At 73.4% G+C, this 17,112-nt stretch carries 16 protein-coding genes; 3 read left to right on the plus strand and 13 right to left on the minus strand.

Annotated features, from left to right (window positions below):
- Positions 1-100 precede the first annotated feature (100 nt).
- Positions 101-2,263 (plus strand): MMPL family transporter, encoded by a 2,163-nt coding sequence (locus tag MUB56_RS00005; protein WP_244929875.1) that lies wholly within the window; start codon positions 101-103, stop codon positions 2,261-2,263.
- Positions 2,264-2,338: 75 nt separating this feature from the next.
- Here the strand turns inward: MUB56_RS00005 and tsaD are convergent, their stop codons facing one another.
- Both tsaD and MUB56_RS00015 read right to left on the minus strand, forming a co-directional pair.
- Positions 2,339-3,385 (minus strand): tRNA (adenosine(37)-N6)-threonylcarbamoyltransferase complex transferase subunit TsaD, encoded by a 1,047-nt coding sequence (gene tsaD / locus MUB56_RS00010; protein WP_244929876.1) that lies wholly within the window; start codon positions 3,383-3,385, stop codon positions 2,339-2,341.
- Positions 3,382-4,185 carry an AraC family transcriptional regulator gene (locus tag MUB56_RS00015; RefSeq protein WP_244929877.1) on the minus strand — a complete coding sequence of 268 codons (804 nt, stop codon included), beginning with the start codon at positions 4,183-4,185 and terminating at the stop codon, positions 3,382-3,384. Before MUB56_RS00015 ends, tsaD begins: the two co-directional genes overlap by 4 nt.
- A 48-nt stretch (positions 4,186-4,233) precedes the next feature.
- Between MUB56_RS00015 and MUB56_RS00020 the strand changes: the two genes are divergently transcribed.
- Entirely contained in the window at positions 4,234-4,644 is a 411-nt protein-coding gene (locus MUB56_RS00020) for a DUF2000 domain-containing protein (protein ID WP_244929878.1), read from the plus strand.
- 143 nt (positions 4,645-4,787) lie between these two features.
- Here MUB56_RS00020 and rimI read toward each other — a convergent pair whose 3' ends face one another.
- The 8 genes from rimI to glmS all read right to left on the minus strand — a co-directional run bounded on the left by rimI (position 4,788) and on the right by glmS (position 13,308).
- Complete coding sequence (gene rimI / locus MUB56_RS00025) at positions 4,788-5,240, minus strand: ribosomal protein S18-alanine N-acetyltransferase (protein ID WP_244929879.1); 453 nt, start codon at positions 5,238-5,240, stop codon at positions 4,788-4,790.
- Complete coding sequence (gene tsaB / locus MUB56_RS00030; RefSeq protein WP_244929880.1) at positions 5,237-5,869, minus strand: tRNA (adenosine(37)-N6)-threonylcarbamoyltransferase complex dimerization subunit type 1 TsaB; 633 nt, start codon at positions 5,867-5,869, stop codon at positions 5,237-5,239. The genes rimI and tsaB overlap by 4 nt, the downstream gene beginning before the upstream one ends.
- Positions 5,870-5,878: 9 nt before the next feature.
- Positions 5,879-7,333: a tRNA (adenosine(37)-N6)-threonylcarbamoyltransferase complex ATPase subunit type 1 TsaE gene (gene tsaE, locus MUB56_RS00035; RefSeq protein ID WP_244929881.1), complete on the minus strand. Its 1,455-nt coding sequence runs from the start codon at positions 7,331-7,333 to the stop codon at positions 5,879-5,881.
- Positions 7,330-8,361 (minus strand): alpha/beta hydrolase, encoded by a 1,032-nt coding sequence (locus tag MUB56_RS00040; protein WP_244929882.1) that lies wholly within the window; start codon positions 8,359-8,361, stop codon positions 7,330-7,332. The genes tsaE and MUB56_RS00040 overlap by 4 nt, the downstream gene beginning before the upstream one ends.
- Positions 8,358-9,518, minus strand: coding sequence for an alanine racemase (gene alr / locus MUB56_RS00045; RefSeq protein ID WP_244929883.1), 1,161 nt, complete (start codon positions 9,516-9,518; stop codon positions 8,358-8,360). Before alr ends, MUB56_RS00040 begins: the two co-directional genes overlap by 4 nt.
- 16 nt (positions 9,519-9,534) lie before the next feature.
- Positions 9,535-10,920 (minus strand): NAD(P)H-hydrate dehydratase, encoded by a 1,386-nt coding sequence (locus tag MUB56_RS00050; RefSeq protein ID WP_244929884.1) that lies wholly within the window; start codon positions 10,918-10,920, stop codon positions 9,535-9,537.
- 196 nt (positions 10,921-11,116) lie between these two features.
- Entirely contained in the window at positions 11,117-11,467 is a 351-nt protein-coding gene (locus MUB56_RS00055; RefSeq protein WP_244929885.1) for a holo-ACP synthase, read from the minus strand.
- Positions 11,464-13,308, minus strand: a complete 1,845-nt coding sequence (gene glmS, locus MUB56_RS00060; RefSeq protein WP_244929886.1) for a glutamine--fructose-6-phosphate transaminase (isomerizing) — start codon at positions 13,306-13,308, stop codon at positions 11,464-11,466. Before glmS ends, MUB56_RS00055 begins: the two co-directional genes overlap by 4 nt.
- Positions 13,309-13,414: 106 nt before the next feature.
- Here glmS and coaA point away from each other — a divergent pair, with 106 nt between their 5' ends.
- Positions 13,415-14,383 (plus strand): type I pantothenate kinase, encoded by a 969-nt coding sequence (coaA, locus tag MUB56_RS00065; protein ID WP_244929887.1) that lies wholly within the window; start codon positions 13,415-13,417, stop codon positions 14,381-14,383.
- Positions 14,384-14,391: 8 nt separating this feature from the next.
- On the opposite strand, the gene MUB56_RS00070 is transcribed toward coaA, so the two are convergent.
- The 3 genes from MUB56_RS00070 to MUB56_RS00080 are packed head-to-tail and all read right to left on the minus strand — an operon-like array spanning position 14,392 to position 17,092.
- Complete coding sequence (locus tag MUB56_RS00070) at positions 14,392-15,396, minus strand: GNAT family N-acetyltransferase (RefSeq protein WP_244929888.1); 1,005 nt, start codon at positions 15,394-15,396, stop codon at positions 14,392-14,394.
- The gene (locus tag MUB56_RS00075; protein ID WP_244929889.1) at positions 15,393-16,187 is read right to left on the minus strand and encodes an ABC transporter permease; all 795 of its coding nucleotides are present in this window, start codon (positions 16,185-16,187) and stop codon (positions 15,393-15,395) included. The genes MUB56_RS00070 and MUB56_RS00075 overlap by 4 nt, the downstream gene beginning before the upstream one ends.
- The gene (locus tag MUB56_RS00080) at positions 16,184-17,092 is read right to left on the minus strand and encodes an ATP-binding cassette domain-containing protein (protein WP_244929890.1); all 909 of its coding nucleotides are present in this window, start codon (positions 17,090-17,092) and stop codon (positions 16,184-16,186) included. Before MUB56_RS00080 ends, MUB56_RS00075 begins: the two co-directional genes overlap by 4 nt.
- Between the last annotated feature and the right edge of the window lie 20 nt (positions 17,093-17,112).

Genomic DNA, 17,112 nt, shown 5'->3' on the forward strand with positions numbered 1-17,112 from the left:
GAGACCGAGCACCTGTTCGCCGAGTGATCCCCAGGTTTTGTCCAACACTCCTACCTAAGTCAGGTGCGGGGCACCGTTGCGAATGGATAGCGTGCCCCTCATGTTTGCTGCCCTCGGTCGCTTCACCTCGCGTCGTCCCTGGTTCGTCATCGCCGCCTGGCTGGTCATCGCCGTCGGGGTCTTCGTCCTGGCCCCCTCCCTGGAGACCACCCAGGAGGAGTCGGAGTTCCTGCCGGATCACTACGAGTCGGTGCAGGCCGTCAAGCTCCTGGAGGAGAAGTTCCCGGAGATCAACACGACCTCCGCGGCGCAGCTCGTCTTCCAGCGCGCGGACGGTGCCGCGCTCACCGAGGACGACCAGGCGGAGATCATCCGGATCGCCGAGGAGCTCGGACCGAAGCTCGGCAAGAAGACCTTCGTCCAGGAGGTCGTCACGGTGGGACCGGACGGTCAGCCCAGCATCTCCGAGGACGGCCTCGTCCAGAACGCCTTCGTGGCGCTGGCCGACGGGTCCACGGGCTTCGACACCGCGGCGATGGACGACGCCAAGGCGATGCGCGACGACCTCGCCGACCTCACCGAGGGCACGGACCTGGAGGCGCTGACCACCGGTTCGGTCCCGCAGGGACTCGACTCCCAGGAGTCCGGTGAACAGGCGCTCGCCATCGTCGGCATCGCGACCATCGTGCTGATCGTCGGCCTGCTCGCCATCATCTTCCGCAGCGTGATCATCTGCCTGCTGCCGATCGTGGTGGTCGGCATCGTGTCGGTGGTCGCCAACGGGCTGATCGGCTGGGCCAACGAGATCTTCGATCTGAAGGCGGACTCCTCGATCGAGACGATCCTGGTCGTCGTCCTCTACGGCATCGGCACCGACTACATCCTGTTCTTCCTGTTCCGCTACCGCGAGCGGATGCGCCACGGCGCCGACACCAAGGCGGCCGTCGTACACGCCCTGGAGCGCGCCGGCGAGGCGATCGCCTCCGCGGGCGGCGCCGTGATCGTGGCCTTCCTCGCGCTGCTGCTCAGTTCGCTCGGCATCTTCCAGGCCATCGGCCCGGCCCTCGCGATCGCCGTGGCCGTCACTCTGCTCGCGGCGCTGACCCTGGTGCCCGCCATCGTGACCGTGCTCGGCCGGGCACTGTTCTGGCCGTCGAAGAAGTGGCGCGAGGAGCCCACGGGCGCCCGGTTCGCGAAGGTCGGCAACTCGATGGGCCGCCGGCCCGGTGCCTTCGCCGCCGCCTCGGGTCTGCTGATGGCCGGCCTGGCCGTGTTCGCGATCGGCTTCAGCCCGTCGTTCGACTTCAACTCCAGCCTGCCCGACGACGTCGAGTCGACGAAGGCCACGGAGATCTCGAACGCCCACTTCTCGGCCGGGGCGAGCGAGCTCGTCCCCGTGGTCCTCTCGTCCGAGAACGGCACTCTCGAGCAGGGTGACCTGGAGTCCTTCGGCGGTGCCCTGGCCGAGGCCACGGGCGTGAGCCAGGTCTACCCGCCTCAGCCCTCCGGGGACGGCTCGACCGCGCTCTTCATGATGGAGCTCAGCAGCAGCCCCACCTCCGACCAGGCGCTCGAGGACGTCAAAGGCCCGATCCGCGATGCCGCCCACGCTGCCGCGCCGGACGGCGCCCAGGCCTTCGTCAGCGGGACACCGGGGATCTTCGCCGACCTCCAGGCAGCGATGATCCGCGACTACAAGGTCGTCTTCCCCGTCGCCGGCGGCCTGATCCTGCTGATCCTGATGCTGCTGCTGCGCAGCCTCGTCGCGCCGTGGTACCTCATGGCCGCGGTCGGCCTCGGCTTCGCCGCGACCCTCGGGGCGACGGTGATCGTCTTCCAGCACCTCGGGGGCGAGAGCGGGCTGATCTTCATGCTGCCGATCTACATCTACCTGTTCGTGACGGCGCTCGGCACCGACTACAACATCCTGATGATCGCGCGGCTGCGCGAGGAGGCCCGCGAGGGCCGGGAGCCACGGGAGGCGGCCGCGGAGGCGCTCAAGCACGCGGGCCCGACGATCGCCGCCGCCGGCGTGATCCTCGCCGGCACGTTCGCCTCGCTGATGCTGAGCGGCAACAGCCTGATGATGTCGATGGGCTTCGCGCTCTCCTTCGGCATCCTGATCGCCGCGTTCGTGATGTCGATGTTCTTCACCCCCGCGCTCACCGCGCTGATCGGGCACGCCGCCTGGTGGCCGGGCCACGGGGACGAGAAGGCGCCCGACGCCGACGACCAGCCCGAGCGCGAGGCCGTCAAGGTCTGAGCGCGACGCGGACCAGCGCGCGCAACGTCATACGATCCGGGCTCCCAGGCGCCCGGATCGTATGACGTCCGCTGCCTAGACCAGGACGTCGGTGACCGGCAGGCTGGAGTCGGCGGGCAGGTCGAGGGCGGACGGCGTATGACCGCGCGCGACCATCTCCGACCCGAGCGCGGCCACCATGGCCCCGTTGTCGGTGCACAGCCCCGGCCGGGGCACCCGCACCCGGATGCCCAGCTTCGAGGCCCGCTCCTCGGCGAGCGCGCGGAGCCGGGAGTTGGCGGCGACCCCGCCGCCGATGAGCAGGTCCTCGATGCCCTCCGACGTCGCGGCGTCGAGCGCCTTGCGGACCAGTACGTCGCAGACCGCCTCCTGGAAGGACGCGGCGACGTCGGCGACCGGCACCGGCTCGCCGGACCGCTCGCGCGCCTCGACCCAGCGCGCGACGGCCGTCTTCAGCCCGGAGAACGAGAAGTCGAACCGGTGCCGCTCCAGGTCCCGGCGCGACGAGAGCCCGCGCGGGAAGTCGACGTACACGCTGCTGCCCTCGCGGGCGACCCGGTCGATGTGCGGGCCGCCGGGGAACGGCAGCCCGAGCAGCCGGGCGACCTTGTCGAAGGCCTCCCCGGCGGCGTCGTCGATGGTGGCGCCGAGGGGCTGTACGCCACTGGTGACGTCCTCGACGCGCAGCAGGCTGGAGTGGCCGCCGCTGACCAGCATCGCCAGGCACGGCTCGGGCAGCGGGCCGTGCTCGAGCTGGTCGACCGCGACGTGGGAGGCCAGGTGGTTGACGCCGTAGATCGGCTTGCCTAGCCCCAGCGCCAGCGCCTTGGCCGCCGCAACACCGACCAGCAGTGCGCCGGCCAGCCCGGGACCACTGGTCACGGCGATCGCGTCGACGTCGCGGAGCTGGATCCCGGCCGTCTCGCAGGCCCGCTCGATGGTGGGGACCATCGCCTCCAGGTGGGCCCGGCTGGCGACCTCGGGTACGACGCCGCCGAAGCGGGCGTGCTCCTCGACGCTGCTCGCGACCGCGTCGGCCAGCAGGGTGTGGCCGCGGACGATGCCGACGCCCGTCTCGTCACAGGAGGTCTCGATGCCGAGGACCAGGGGCTCGTCTCTCACCCCGCCATCGTGCCCGACCGCGCGAACGCACCGGGCGTGACCCCCAGCAGCCGCCGGAAGTGCCGGTTCAGGTGCGCCTGGTCGTGGAACCCGACGACGGCCGCGACGTCCGCCGGCCGCTCCCCCGCCAGCAGCAGCCGCCGCGCGAGGTCCAGGCGGCGGCCGGTCAGGTAGCGGTGCGGCGGCAGCCCGAACTCCCGGGTGAACGCGCGCACCACGTGCGTCGGGGAGGCGTACGACGCCGCCGCGGCGTCGGCGAGCGTCAGGCCCTCCACCACCCGGGCGTCGAGCAGGTCACGGACCGTGCGCGCGAGCGGCCGGTCCCGGCGGACGTCCTCGACCGGCGCGCCGGAGAGGTTCCCGCGGAGCCGCTCGGCGACCAGCGCGAGCCGCGACTCGGCCTCGAACGCGTCACCCCGGTGCACCAGGGCGGCGTGCAGCCTGTCGACGTCCCCCGCGAGACCCGGGTCGGCCCAGCCCGGGTGGTCGACCGCGGCACCGATCCGGTCGGCGCCGAGGACGTGCTCCTCCAGGTAGATCACCCGCTTGCGGAAGCCCTGCGTGGTGGCCGCCCGGCCGTCGTGCGCGACGTGCGGCGGGAGCAGGGTCACCTGCCTGCGGACCGTGGCGAGGTGCTGCCGGTCCAGGTCGAAGGCGACGGTGCCGTCATCGACCACGAGCAGGGTCCAGGTGTCGTGGGTGTGGCGCGGGTAGGCGTGGTCGGGGAAGTGCGCGTGCAGCACCTCGACGACCCCCGCGACCGGCGGCCGCCAGGCCTTCACGGTCGGCGTCGGCGACATGTCAGGAACGTACAAGACGACAACAGCCCGTCGCCTCATCGTTGACCCATGAGGTTCGAGACCAAGATCGCCGTCCTGCTCCGCGACGACCTGGCCGGCTGGCAGCGGCTCAACGCGACCGCCTTCCTCGCCAGCGGGGTGGCGGCACAGTGGCCCCAGCTGGTCGGCGAGCCGTACGCCGACGCCGACGGGACGTCGTACCTCGGGATGCTGGGGCAGCCGGTGCTGATCCTCGAGGGCGACGCGGAGCTGCTGCGGGCGGCCCACGAGCGGGCGCTGCGCCGCGAGCTGACCGTCGGCGTCTTCACCGCCGACCTGTTCCGCACCGGCAACGACGACGACAACCGGGCTGCGGTCGCGGCGGTCGCCCGCGATCAGCTGGACCTGGTCGGCCTGGCCGTGCACGGGCCGAAGAACGCCGTCGACAAGGTCCTGAAGGGCGCCCGGATGCACCCGTGACGGTTGAATCGGGACTCGTGACGGTTGAGTCCGGACTCGTGACCGTTGATTCGGGAATTCGAACCACCGGCACCCCTGACTCAACCGCCACGAGTCCCGACTCAACCGTCAGGAACCCCGACTCAACGGCCGGGAACCCCGACTCAACCGCAGCCGCTGACCAGCGCGCGGCGCAGCACGATCGCGGTGGTGCCGTCCCGGTAGTAGCGCGGGCGCCGGTCGACCTCGACGAAGTCGCGGGCGGCGTAGAACCGCAGCGCACCCGGGTTGTCCTCGCGGACCTCCAGCAGCAGCCGGTCGGCACCGCTCTCCCGGGCCAGTCGGCAGCCCTCGTCGAGCAGCTGGGACGCGAGCCCGCTGCGACGGTGCGCCGGGGTGACGGCGATCCGCTGCAGCTCGGCGATGTCGGCGACGGCACTGACGACCGTATGCCCGACGACCGTGCCGTCGACCTCGGCGACCAGGTAGAACACGGTGGGCAGGTTGCCCGCGATGCCCTCGCCGACGAGGTGGGGCGACCAGGCGTCGGCGCCGAGGTTCTCCTGCTCCAGCGCGGCGACGTCCTCGACGTCGTCGAGCGTCGCCGGACGGATCACGACACCTTCTTCGGCGGCTTCGGCAGCTCGGCGTCCGGCCGGCGCAGGTAGAGCGGGTCGGGGTCGACGATCTCGGCCAGCTCCTCGGCGACGGCCCGGGCCAGCCAGCCGGCACTCGGCCGGGTCGGTCCGGTGGCGTGCGGGAACGCGTCGGGGTAGAGCGTCCCGCCCTCCCCCACGACCGGCAGGTCGGTGGCGACCGCGGCCGGCTTCTCGACGACCGGGCCGTCCAGGCGGGCCCCCGAAGCGTCGTACGACGCCAGGTAGACCTCCTTGCGACGCGCATCGGTGGCGACCACGAACGCGGTGTCCAGCGCCGAGGCCGCCTCGACCGCGAGGACGTCGAGCGAGCAGACGCCGTACACCGGGATCTCCAGGACGAAGGCCAGCGTGCGTGCCGTGACCAGCCCGACCCGCAGGCCGGTGAAGGGCCCCGGCCCGATGCCGACGGCGACGGCGGTCAGGTCCTGGCGGACGATCCCGGCCCGCTCCAAGGCGTCCGAGATGAGGGGCGCCAGCTGCTCGCCGTGCTTCATCGGCCGCTCCGAGGACAGCTCGACGAGCACGTCGGACCCGTCGTGGAGGGCGACGGTCACGAGCGGCGTGGCGGTGTCGAAGGCGAGGAGCACGGGTCGAGCCTACGAAAGCCCGTGGGCGAGCCGGGCCAGGTGGGCGTCGATGGGCGAGAGCCCGGCGAGATCGGACTCCAGGTCCCACCAGACCAGCTGCTTGACGTCCTCGCCGGGCCCCGAGTCCGGCGGCGAGCCGGGTGGCGAGGAAGGCGGGTGCTCGACGGTGCCGTGGAAGATGGCGGCGTACTCGATGCGGCGCTCGTGCCCGAGCTGGACCGTCGCCACCCCGACGAACTCCAGCTCCGGCGGCTCCGCGCCGGTCTCGGCGCGGAAAGCGCGGCCGGCCGCCTCTCGCGGGGTCTCGCCGAGCTCGTGGTCGACGTCCTTGCCCGACAGCTCCCACTCGCGACTCCAGTGGTTGCGCACCAGCAGGGTCCGTCCGTCGTGCTCGGCGACGGTCAGCGAGAGCACCAGCGGGATCTCGGGATCGAGGTGCTCCAGCTCGCCCTCGGGGCAGCGGCGGAAGTCGAGCAGCAGGTTCTCGTTGAGCTTCTCGGCGAGCGGCGGGCGGTGGCTGGAGGGTACGTCGAGCTCGTACCAGCGCGGGCCGACCGGCGTCATCAGCACCCGGCGCGGGTCCAGCTCCGAGTCGGGCTCGGCGTCGGGGTCGTCGTCGGCGAGGGCCCGGATGATCCGGATCTCCAGCCGCGACTCGGAGAGCCCCTCGGCCACCCCCTCGCCCCACTCGACGACGGTGACGGCGTCCTCCAAGGAGGTGTCGAGGTCGAGGTCGTCGAGCTCGTCGATGCCGCCGAGGCGGTAGGCGTCGACGTGCACCAGCGCCGGACCGTCGACGAGCGAGGGATGCACGCGGGCGATCACGAACGTCGGCGAGGTGACGTCGCCGCGCACCTGCAGCCCGGCCCCGATGCCCTGGGTGAAGGTGGTCTTGCCGGCACCGAGCTCGCCGCTGAGGACCAGGAGATCCCCGGCGGCCAGCTGCCCGGCGAGCAGCTGCCCGATCTCGCGCATGGCCTCGGCGTCCGGGGCGTCGAAGACGAAGGTGCGCAGCGGGCGGCGAAGCTCGACGTTCGGGGAGTGGCGCCGTACCTCGCGGAAGCCCTGGCGCTGCCAGAACCGCACCGTGCGCGGTAGCTCCTCGCGCGCGACCACGGTCAGGTCGTCGAAGCCCGCGGAGGCGTAGACGGCCGCGTCGATCAGCCGGCCGGCCACGCCGTGCCCCTGGGCGCCGGGGACGACCCCGAAGCGGCGCAGGTACATCGTGCCGCCGATCGGGTCGAGGACCAGCGCACCGACGGTCTCCGCACCCAGCCGGGCGACCAGCCCGCCGTGCCGGCCGAGCATCGCCGCGATGCTCTCCTCGGTCTCCGACAGCGCGTCGGCGGGCGGGTCGAGCGGCGGCCGGGCCGCGAACGCCTCGCGGACGACGGCGAGCACCTCGGCCGCCGCCTCCGGGCCGACGCGGTGCACGGTCGGGGCCACCACCCGGTTCGTGGTCATCGGGCCGCCGCCGCGTCGTACAGCTCGGCGAGGGCGGCGTCGACCTCGTCGTGGGACTCGATCATCACCATGTGGCCGGATCCCTCGACCTCCAGCAGCTCCGAGCCGGAGATCCGGGAGCGCAGCTTGCGGCTGTGGCCGATCGAGGTCAGCCGGTCGGCGGTGCCGCAGATGATGGTGGTCGGCACTTTGCCCAGCACCTCGACGGCGTCGAACTTGTCGAGCCCGCGGAAGCTCGGGAAGAACTCCGCCACCACCTCGAACGGCGTCGCCGAGAGCATGTCGTCGACGAAGTCGACGTACGCCGGCGGCACCGGACCGCCGAAGGCGAACACGTCGGTCGCCACCGTGGCGACCGTGCGCCCCAGCCGGCGCAGGCCGTCGATCGTGCGGTGCCCGCGGGCGAGCGTGCGGACCGCCCCGTGGGCGATCCCGCCACCGAGCTTCGCGGGCAGCACGGGGAGCAGCAGCCGGCTCGGGTCGAGCCCGCCGGCGGTGGTCCCGATCAGCCCGACGCCCACCACCCGGTCGCCGAACAGCTCCGGGTGCTCCTCGGCGAGCGCGACGATGGTCATCCCGCCCATCGAGTGGCCGACGAGCACGACCGGCCCGTCGGGGACCACCTCCTCGAGGAGCTGCGCCAGGTCGACGCCGAGCTGGTCGATGGTGGCGTGGTCGAGCGACGAACGGCCCGACCGGCCGTGCGAGCGCTGGTCGTAGAAGACCGCACGGAGACCGGCCCGGCGGCAGGCCTGGCGCTGGAAGTGCCAGCAGTCGAGGTTGAGCGCGTAGCCGTGGCAGAAGACCACGGTCAGCTCCGAGTCGGCCTGGTCCACCTCCACGTGCAGGGGTACGCCGTCCGCCGCGACGACCGTCGTGGGCGGGGATCGCAGGCTGCCGAACTCGGTGCCGTCGGAGTCGCGGCGGGCGATCGAGCGCCGGCGGCGGGCGACGCCGACCGCGGTTCCGGCCGCGGCGAGACCGGCGGCCCCGGCGGCGGCGCCGAGGACCCGGTGGGCGAGGCTCACGCGGGGGCCACCTCGCTGAGGTCGGGACGATCGCTGTCGACGTAGCGGCGCGGCATCCGGCCGCTGCCGATCCGGGTGACGATCTCGTAGCTGATCGTGTCGGCCGCCTCGGCCCAGTCCTGGGCGGTCGGGCCGCCGTCGCGACCCGAGCCGAACAGCTCGACGTCGTCGCCGGGCGCGGGGTGCTCGCCGCCGAGGTCGACGAGGAGCTGGTCCATGCAGATCCGGCCGCGGGTGGGCCGACGCCGGCCGGCGACCAGCGCCTCGGCGGAGTTGCCGGCCCGGCGCGGCACGCCGTCGCCGTACCCGACCGGGACCAGGCCGAGGGTCGTCGGCGCGTCCGCGATCCAGGTGCGGCCGTACGACACCGCGTCGCCCGCCGCGACGTCCTTGACGAGCGCCAGGGTGGCCCGCGCGGTCATCGCCGGCACCAGACCCAGGTCGGGGGTCTCCCCCGGCGCCGGGTCCAGGCCGTACGACGCGATGCCGCAGCGGACCAGGTCGAAGCGGCTGCTCGGGCGCAGGATCGCGGCCGCGGAGTTGGCCAGGTGGCGCACCTCGGGCTCCAGGCCGGCCGCCTCCGCGACCGCCAGCGCCGCTCGGAAGGCGGTCTCCTGCGCGTCGTTGGCCGGGTCGTCCGGCTCGTCGCTGGAGGAGAGGTGGGACCAGATTCCGGTGACCTTCCAGTGCCCGGCCAGCTCGCCCGCGCGGGCTCGCTCCACCAGGGCCGGCCAGGCGGCCGGCGACGAGCCGCCGCGCGAGAGTCCGGTGTCGATCTTCAGCTGCACCCGGGCCGTCCGCCCGGTGTCGCCGACCGCCTCCTCGATCTCGTCGAGCTCGGCCGGCGTGTAGGCGGTCAGGTCGAGGTCGGCGGCGACGCCCGCGTCGTACTCCTCGCCGGGGACGTAGAGCCAGCAGAGGATCCGCCCGGTGTCGCCCGCCGCTCGCAGCTCGAGCGCCTCGTCGAGGGTGGCGACCCCGAGCCACTCGGCGCCGGCCTCCCGGGCGGCACGCGCGGTCGGGACCATGCCGTGGCCGTAGCCGTCGGCCTTCACGACCGTCATCATCGCGACGCCGGTCAGCTCGCGCAGGGTGTGCACGTTGTGCCGGACTGCCGCGAGATCGACGACGATCTCGGCACGTGCGGCGGACTTCATGTCACCGATTCTCCCATCAGGGCCTCGGCAGGCCGCGGACCCCCTCGGCGATCGCGTGCGCCACGTCTCCCGCGACGAGCGGGCCGCCGTCGGAGGCGAGGGACGCGGCCGCCCCGTGCAGCCACGAGCCGACCGAGGCGGCGTCGTACGACGAGAGCCCGGCCGCGAGCAGCGCACCGACCAGTCCGCCGAGCACGTCGCCGGCGCCGGCCGTCGCCAGCCACGGGGTCCCGGTCTCGGTGACCCGGACCCGGCCGTCGGGCGCGGCGACCAGGGTGCGGCGACCCTTCAGCAGCACGACGCAGCCGTACGTCGTGGCCGCGCGCCGTGCGTGCGCCAACGGGGTCGCCTCGACCTCGGTCCGCTCCACGCCGAGCATCCGGGCGAGCTCGCCGGCGTGCGGGGTGAGCACGGTGGTCTCGGGCAACGGGCCGGTCACGTGGGCCAGCGCGTCGGCGTCCACGACCGTGGGGACGCCATCGGCCAGTGCAGCGGTGAGCTCGGTGCCGGCGTGCTCGCCCCCGCCGGAGCCGACCACCCAGGCCTGCACCCGGCCCGCGCCCACGACCTCGGGATGCGCAGCCCGCACCCGGTCGGCGACGGCGGGCTCGCCGACGTACCGGACCATGCCGGCGAGGCCGCTCGCCGCACCGGCGACGCTGAGCAGGGCGGCGCCGGGGTACTCCGCCGACCCGGCCCGCACGCCGACCACCCCGCGGGCGTACTTCTGCGCGTCGCTCGCCGGCCGGGGCAGCAGCCGGGCGACGTCGGCGGGCTGCAGCGCCTCGACGTCCGCTGTCGGGAGCACCGGCCCGAGCCCGAGGTCGACGAGGTGAACCGCGCCGCAGGCGTGCGCCGCCGGGTCGACCAGGTGGGCGACCTTGTGGGTCCCGAACGTGACGGTCAGGTCGGCGACGACATGGTCATCGGGGAGCTCGCCGGTGTCGACGTCCACGCCGCTGGGGGTGTCGACGGCGACCAGTGGGACCCCCCGCACCTGCGCCAACGCGGCCGCCGCGTCGGGTCGCAGCCCGGGCCGGCCGCCGATGCCGACGATGCCGTCGACGACGACGTCGGGTCGTGTGGCGATATCGCCGACGACCCGGCCACCGGCGGCCCGCAGCGCGGCCAACCCGCCCTCGTGGACCCGCTCGGAGAGCAGCCGGGCGTCGACAGCGCAGCCGCGGCGCGCGAGCACCGCGCCGGCGTACAGCGCATCGCCGCCGTTGTCGCCCGACCCGACGAGCAGCAGCACCCGCCGGCCGTACGCCGACCCGAGCAGGTCGAGGATCGCGTGCGCCAGCCCGTGCGCCGCCCGCTGCATCAGCGCCCCCTCCGGGAGCCGCGCCAGCAGCACCGCCTCGGCTTCGCGGACCTGCGCGACCGTGTGTGCGTGCCTCACGCTCCGACCCTAGCCAGTGCGGGGAGGGGCGGGGGGCGGTGAGCCATCCACCGTTACGCGGTCCCGTTCGGTGGTTGAGGCACCGCTCGTCCGGCGGGCCGCGGCGACCCGCCGCGGGGGCGGTGAGCCACCCACCGTTCCGGCGACCGTTTCGGTGGACAACTCACCGACGGCGGGCCGCAGCCACGACCCGCGCTCAGCCCTCCAGCACCACCACGGCCGAGGCGATGCCGGCATCGTGCGAGAGCGAGACGTGCACGGAGCCGACGCCGAGCGCCTCAGCGCGGGCCAGGACCGAGCCGCGCATCTCCAGCAACGGGCGGCCTGAGGACTCGTTCAGCACCTCGGCGTCGTGCCAGGACATGCCGACCGGCGCGCCGAGGGCCTTGGCGAGCGCCTCCTTGGCGGCGAAGCGGGCGGCCAGGGAGGCCAGCGGACGGGTCGCCTCGGCCGGCGTGAACAGCCGGCTGCGCAGGCCCGGAGTGCGCTCCAGCGAGATGCCGAAACGTTCGATGTCGCAGACGTCGATGCCGACCCCGACGATCATTCGACCGTGACCGACTTGGCCAGGTTGCGCGGCTGGTCGACGTCGTGGCCCATCGCGGTGGCCAGCTCGCACGCGAACAGCTGCAGGGGTACGACGGCGACCAGCGGCTGGAGCAGGACCGGCACCTTCGGCAGCCAGATCACGTGGTCGGCGTACGGCGTGATCGCCTCGTCGCCCTCCTCGGCCAGGCAGATGGTGCGCGCCCCGCGGGCCCGCACCTCCTGGATGCTGCTGATCATCTTGTCGTGCAGCTGATCGCGACCGCGGGGAGGTACGACGCACAGCACCGGCAGCCCCTCCTCGACGAGCGCGATCGGGCCGTGCTTGAGCTCGCCCGCGGCGAAACCCTCGGCGTGCAGGTAGGCCAGTTCCTTGAGCTTCAGCGCTCCCTCGAGCGCGACCGGATAGCCCGCGTGCCGGCCGAGGTAGAGCACCGACCGGGTGCCGAGGAGCGACCGGGCGAGCTCGTAGATCTCCGGTGCCCCCGCGAGGACCGACTCGATCTGGTCGGGGATGGCCTCGAGCTGGTGCATCACCTGGTCGATCTCGTCGCCGTACCGGGTGCCCTTGACCTGGGCGAGGTAGAGCGCGAGCAGGTAGCAGGCGACCAGCTGGGTCAGGAAGCCCTTGGTGGAGGCGACGCCGATCTCGGGACCGGCGTGGGTGTAGATGACGGCGTCGGACTCGCGCGGGATCGTCGAGCCGTTGGTGTTGCAGATGGCGAGGACCTTGGAGCGCTGCAGCCGCGCGTGCCGGATCGCCTGCAGCGTGTCGGCGGTCTCGCCGGACTGGCTGATCGCGACCACGAGCGTGGAGTAGTCGAGGATCGGGTCTCGGTAGCGGAACTCCGAGGACAGCTCGACCTCGACGGGGATCCGGCACCAGTGCTCGATGGCGTACTTGGCGACCATGCCGGCGTAGAACGACGTGCCGGCCGCGATGATGATGATCTTGTCGATGTCGCGCAGCTCCTGGTCGGAGAGGCGCATCTCGTCGAGCTGGAGCAGGCCGCCGCGGGAGTGCCGGCCGAGCAGCGAGTCGGCCACCGCGCGCGGCTGCTCGAAGATCTCCTTGCGCATGAACCAGTCGTGGCCGTCCTTCTCGGCGGCCGACAGGTCCCAGTCGACGTGGTACGGCGTCCCGGTGGCCGGTGAGCCGTCGAAGCCCGTGACCGTGACCCCGGAGCGGGTGATGGTGACGACCTGGTCCTGACCGAGCTCGAGGGCGTCGCGGGTGTGCTCGATGAAGGCGGCGACGTCGGAGCCGAGGAAGTTCTCGCCGTCGCCGAGACCGACGACCAGCGGGCTGTTGCGCCGGGCGGCGACGACCCGGTCCGGGTCGAGCGCGTCGACGGCGACCAGCGTGAAGGCGCCCTGCAGCTGCTGGCAGACCCGCTGCATGGCGGTCGTCAGGTCGACGCCGGAGGCGACCTGCAGCTCCAGCAGGTGCGCGGCGACCTCGGTGTCGGTCTCGGAGACCAGGTCGTGCCCGTCAAGCTCCAGCCGGGCCCGCAGGTCGGCGAAGTTCTCGATGATCCCGTTGTGCACGAGCCCGATCCGGCCGGCGTGGCCGAGGTGCGGGTGCGCGTTGGCGTCGTTGGGGGCGCCGTGGGTCGCCCAGCGGGTGTGGCCGATGCCGGTGGTCGAGGCCGGCAGCGGCGCGTCGAGGATCGCCTTCTCCAGGTTGGCGAGCTTGCCGGCCCGCTTCTCCATGGCCAGCGTGCCGCCGTCGACGAGCGCGATGCCGGCGGAGTCGTAGCCGCGGTACTCGAGTCGCCGGAGCCCCTCGATGACCACGTCCTGGGCCTGCTGTTCCCCGACGTAGCCCACGATTCCGCACATGGACCCCACTCTAGGACGGCGGCCGGCCGCCGCCGGGGAGCGCCTGTCCGTCGATGAGTCGGACGCCACACCCGCGGCCGGGGAGCATGCTGCAACAATCGCGCCCATGTCTTCCGGCGGTCACCACGACGGTGCCCACGAGTCCTCCCCCTACGCCAACCTCGACCGCTCGGCCTGGGCCGCGCTCGCGGCGGAGACGGAGAACCCGCTCAGCGCCGAGGAGATCCGCAGCCTCCGGGGTCTCGGCGAATCCCTCGACCTCGACGAGGTCCAGGAGGTCTACCTCCCCCTGAGTCGGCTGCTCAGCCTGTACGTCAGCGCCGCCGGCCAGCTGCACCGCGCCCAGGAGTCGTTCCTGCACCAGCGCACCCCGCCGCGCACGCCGTTCGTGATCGGGCTCGCGGGCTCGGTGGCGGTCGGCAAGTCGACCACCGCCCGGGTGCTGCAGCAGATGCTCGCGCACTGGCCCGAGCACCCCAACGTCGCGCTGGTGACCACCGACGGCTTCCTCTACCCCAACGCCGAGCTGGAGCGCCGCGGGCTGATGCACCGCAAGGGCTTCCCGGAGTCCTACGACCGGCGGGCGCTGCTGCGCTTCGTCGTCGACATCAAGTCCGGCAAGGACGAGGTGCTGGCGCCCATCTACTCCCACCTGGTCTACGACGTGGTGCCCGGCGAGAAGGTGGCGATCCGCAAGCCCGACATCGTGATCGTCGAGGGCCTCAACGTGCTGCAGCCCGCCCGGGCCCGCGACGACGGCCGCACGGGCCTCGCGGTCAGCGACTTCTTCGACTTCAGCGTGTACGTCGACGCCGGGCGCGACAAGATCCGGGAGTGGTACGTCTCGCGCTTCCTGCGGCTGCGCGAGACCGCCTTCCGCGACCCGCACTCGTACTTCGCCAAGTACGCCGCCCTCAGCCCCGAGGAGGCGGTCGCGGAGGCGGAGCGGATCTGGGACACGATCAACGGCCCGAACCTCGTCGAGAACATCCTCCCGACCCGCGCCCGCGCGACGCTGGTGATGCGCAAGGACCGCGACCACTCGGTGCGCTACGTGCGGCTCAGGAAGCTCTGAGCTGACCGTCAGGTCCGCTTCTGCACGTCCAGGCAGCGCTCGACGACGCGGTAGCCGAGCGCCTCGTTCACGGCGTTCATGGGGGCGTTCACGCCGGCGTTCGTGGTGACCACCACCGGGCACGCCGGGAACAGCTCGAGCAGCCGGCGGTGCGTCGCGAGCTTCAGCCCGAGCCCGAGCCGGTGGCCACGGTGCTCGGGCAGCACGAGCGTGCCGCCGACGATGGCGAGCCGCGGGTCAGCGCGGGTGACCCCCAGCTCGGTGAAACCCGCGAGCCGCCCGTCCGGCGCCACGCCGACCGCGACCAGCCAGGCCCGGCCCGCGGCGGCCGTGCGCTCCTCGTGCTCCGCCAGGCGGGCGGGGGTCCACGCGGCCGCCTCCAGGTCGAGGTCGCCGCTGGGGACCATCGTCATGAAGGACGAGAGCAGGCCGCAGAAGTCCGCGGCCCACTCGGTGGGGACGTGGTCCTCGATGGCGGCGACCCGGTAGCCGCCCAGGTGGGCGGCGACGTCGTCCTCGAGCGCCGGCCAGCGCTCCGCCGCGGTGGCCAGGTCGAGCAGCTTGGACGCCTCGGCGCTCGCGACCGGGTAGCCGTGCGCCGCGGCGAACAGCGAGCCCGGACTCTCGGCCTCGACGGGGGCGTGGGTCGTGGCGACGTACGTCGTCCGGCCCTCGGCCGCCGCGCGTCGCTCGAGCTCGGCGAGCAGGGTCCGTCCGACGCCCCGACGGCGGTGCCCGGGCAGCACCCGCACCTCGAGCTCGGCCAACCGGGGGTTGTCCAGCAGCCACCACACCACCAGCCCGTGGCCGACGACCTCGCCGTCCTGCACGGCCAGCAGCCGGGTGCGGTCCAGGTCGGAGCGGGCCGCCCGCATCGACGCCCGGCCGACCTCCCAGGCCGGCCAGGCGTCGTACGGCCGGTCATGGGCGGTGACGGCCGCGCCGACCTCCCACCAGGCCCGCAGGGCGGCGTCGTCGGAGACATCGACGACCCGGAGCTCCACGTCGCTCACCCGATGTCCCGGCGGAAGGTGGTCAGCCGTCCGGCCAGCGCGAAGAGGGCGGCGTACCCCAGCAGCACCAGTGCCCCACCCCAGCGCGGCAGCAGGTCGCCCCCACCGAGCTCGCCGAAGAAGCTCGCGCCGATCAGCGCGTCGGCAGCCGCGCCGGGCAGGTACGCCGAGACCCCGGCCAGCGCGTCGACCGCGCCGAGCGCCAGCCGGGCGATCGGCTCGACCAGCTGGGTGAAGGCGAGGATCACGACGACCGCTGCCACCTGGTTGGTGAGCAGACAGCCGAACGCCGCGCCGACCACCGCCCAGAGCGCCGTCGTGAGCACGCCGAGGACCAGCACCGCGACGACCTCGGGGTCGGTGAGGAAGGCGCCGTCGCCCTGCCAGGCCAGGACCGGCGCGCTGGCCGCCACCAGAGCGAGCACCCCGACCAGCCCGAGCGCCAAGCCGACCGGCACCGTCGCGAGCAGCTTCGCGGCCACCACCACGCTCCGCCGCGGCTCGACCAGCAGGGTCTGGGTGATCGTGCGGTGCCGGAACTCGGTGGTGACCGAGAGGCTCCCGACCACGAGCGGGAAGACGTAGCCGATCGCGTTCACGAGGGAGTACGTCGCGGTCGCGGCGTCGCGGCCAGCGAGCGGCGGCGCCCCGGCTCCCTCGGTCGTGACCGTGAAGCTGAGCGCCATCACGGCACCGATGAACGCGAGGTAGCCGCCCATGCCGAGCAGCAGGATCCACCAGAGCCGGGTCGAGACCAGCTTGCGGTGCTCGGCGAGCAGCGCGGCCCTCATGCCGGCACCGCCTCGGGCTGGACCGCGGTCAGTCGGAGGAAGGCCGCCTCGAGGTCCTCACCCCGGGTGGCGAGCTGACGCAGCTCCAGGCCGGCCGCGAAGCAGGCGGCGCCCGCCTCGGCCGCCGAGACCCCGTGCAGCAGCAGTCCGTCCCCCTCCGGCTCCGCGAGCCAGCCGCGCTCGGCCGCGAGCCGGGACAGCCGCTCCCGGTCGGCGGCCACCACCAGCGTCCCGGCCTCGGCGGTGGCGGCGAGCTCGGCCAGCGAGGAGGCGTGCACCAGCCGGCCGCGCGCGATGACGACGACCTCGTCCACGGTGTGCTGCACCTCGCTGAGGAGGTGGCTGGACACCAGCACGGTGCGCCCCTCCGCGGCGAAACGACGCAGCAGCCCGCGCATCCAGACGATGCCCTCGGGGTCGAGCCCGTTCGCGGGCTCGTCGAGCACGACGGCCGGCGGGTCGGCGAGCAGCGCCGTGGCCAGGCCGAGCCGCTGCTTCATGCCCATGGAGTAGGCGCCGACCCGACGTCCGGCGAACGCGCCCATGCCGACCAGCTCGAGCACCTCGCGGCAGCGGGCCCGACTCACGCCGACCTGCGGTGCGTACGTCTCCAGGTGCGCCAGGCCGGTGCGTCCGGGGTGGAAGCCGGGCTCGAGCGAGGAGCCGACCAGACGGGCGGGCTGCGGGTGCTCGACGTACGGCCGGTCCCCGACGAGCGTGCGCCCGGCGGTGGGCTGCGCCAGGCCGAGCAGCACCCGCAGGGTGGTCGTCTTGCCGGACCCGTTGGGGCCCAGGAAACCGGTCACCACCCCGGGTCGCACCGTGAACGAGAGGTCGTCGACCGCCCGCACCGATCCGAAATGCTTGGTCACACTCTCGATGCTCAGGGTGGGGCCGTCGGGCATGGGTCCACCCTAGGAGAGGG

This window comes from Nocardioides sp. W7, assembly GCF_022919075.1.
Classification (GTDB): Bacteria; Actinomycetota; Actinomycetes; order Propionibacteriales; family Nocardioidaceae; genus Nocardioides.

Bases quoted from the DNA above. Each gene is read 5' to 3' on its own strand.
- tsaE (WP_244929881.1), bottom strand. From the start codon at position 7,333: ATGACCACGAACCGGGTGGTGGCCCCGACCGTGCACCGCGTCGGCCCG.
- MUB56_RS00080 (WP_244929890.1), bottom strand. From the start codon at position 17,092: ATGCCCGACGGCCCCACCCTGAGCATCGAGAGTGTGACCAAGCATTTC.
- MUB56_RS00020 (WP_244929878.1), top strand. From the start codon at position 4,234: ATGAGGTTCGAGACCAAGATCGCCGTCCTGCTCCGCGACGACCTGGCC.
- alr (WP_244929883.1), bottom strand. From the start codon at position 9,518: ATGAAGTCCGCCGCACGTGCCGAGATCGTCGTCGATCTCGCGGCAGTC.
- MUB56_RS00055 (WP_244929885.1), bottom strand. From the start codon at position 11,467: ATGATCGTCGGGGTCGGCATCGACGTCTGCGACATCGAACGTTTCGGC.
- MUB56_RS00075 (WP_244929889.1), bottom strand. From the start codon at position 16,187: ATGAGGGCCGCGCTGCTCGCCGAGCACCGCAAGCTGGTCTCGACCCGG.
- glmS (WP_244929886.1), bottom strand. From the start codon at position 13,308: ATGTGCGGAATCGTGGGCTACGTCGGGGAACAGCAGGCCCAGGACGTG.
- coaA (WP_244929887.1), top strand. From the start codon at position 13,415: ATGTCTTCCGGCGGTCACCACGACGGTGCCCACGAGTCCTCCCCCTAC.
- MUB56_RS00015 (WP_244929877.1), bottom strand. From the start codon at position 4,185: ATGTCGCCGACGCCGACCGTGAAGGCCTGGCGGCCGCCGGTCGCGGGG.
- MUB56_RS00005 (WP_244929875.1), top strand. From the start codon at position 101: ATGTTTGCTGCCCTCGGTCGCTTCACCTCGCGTCGTCCCTGGTTCGTC.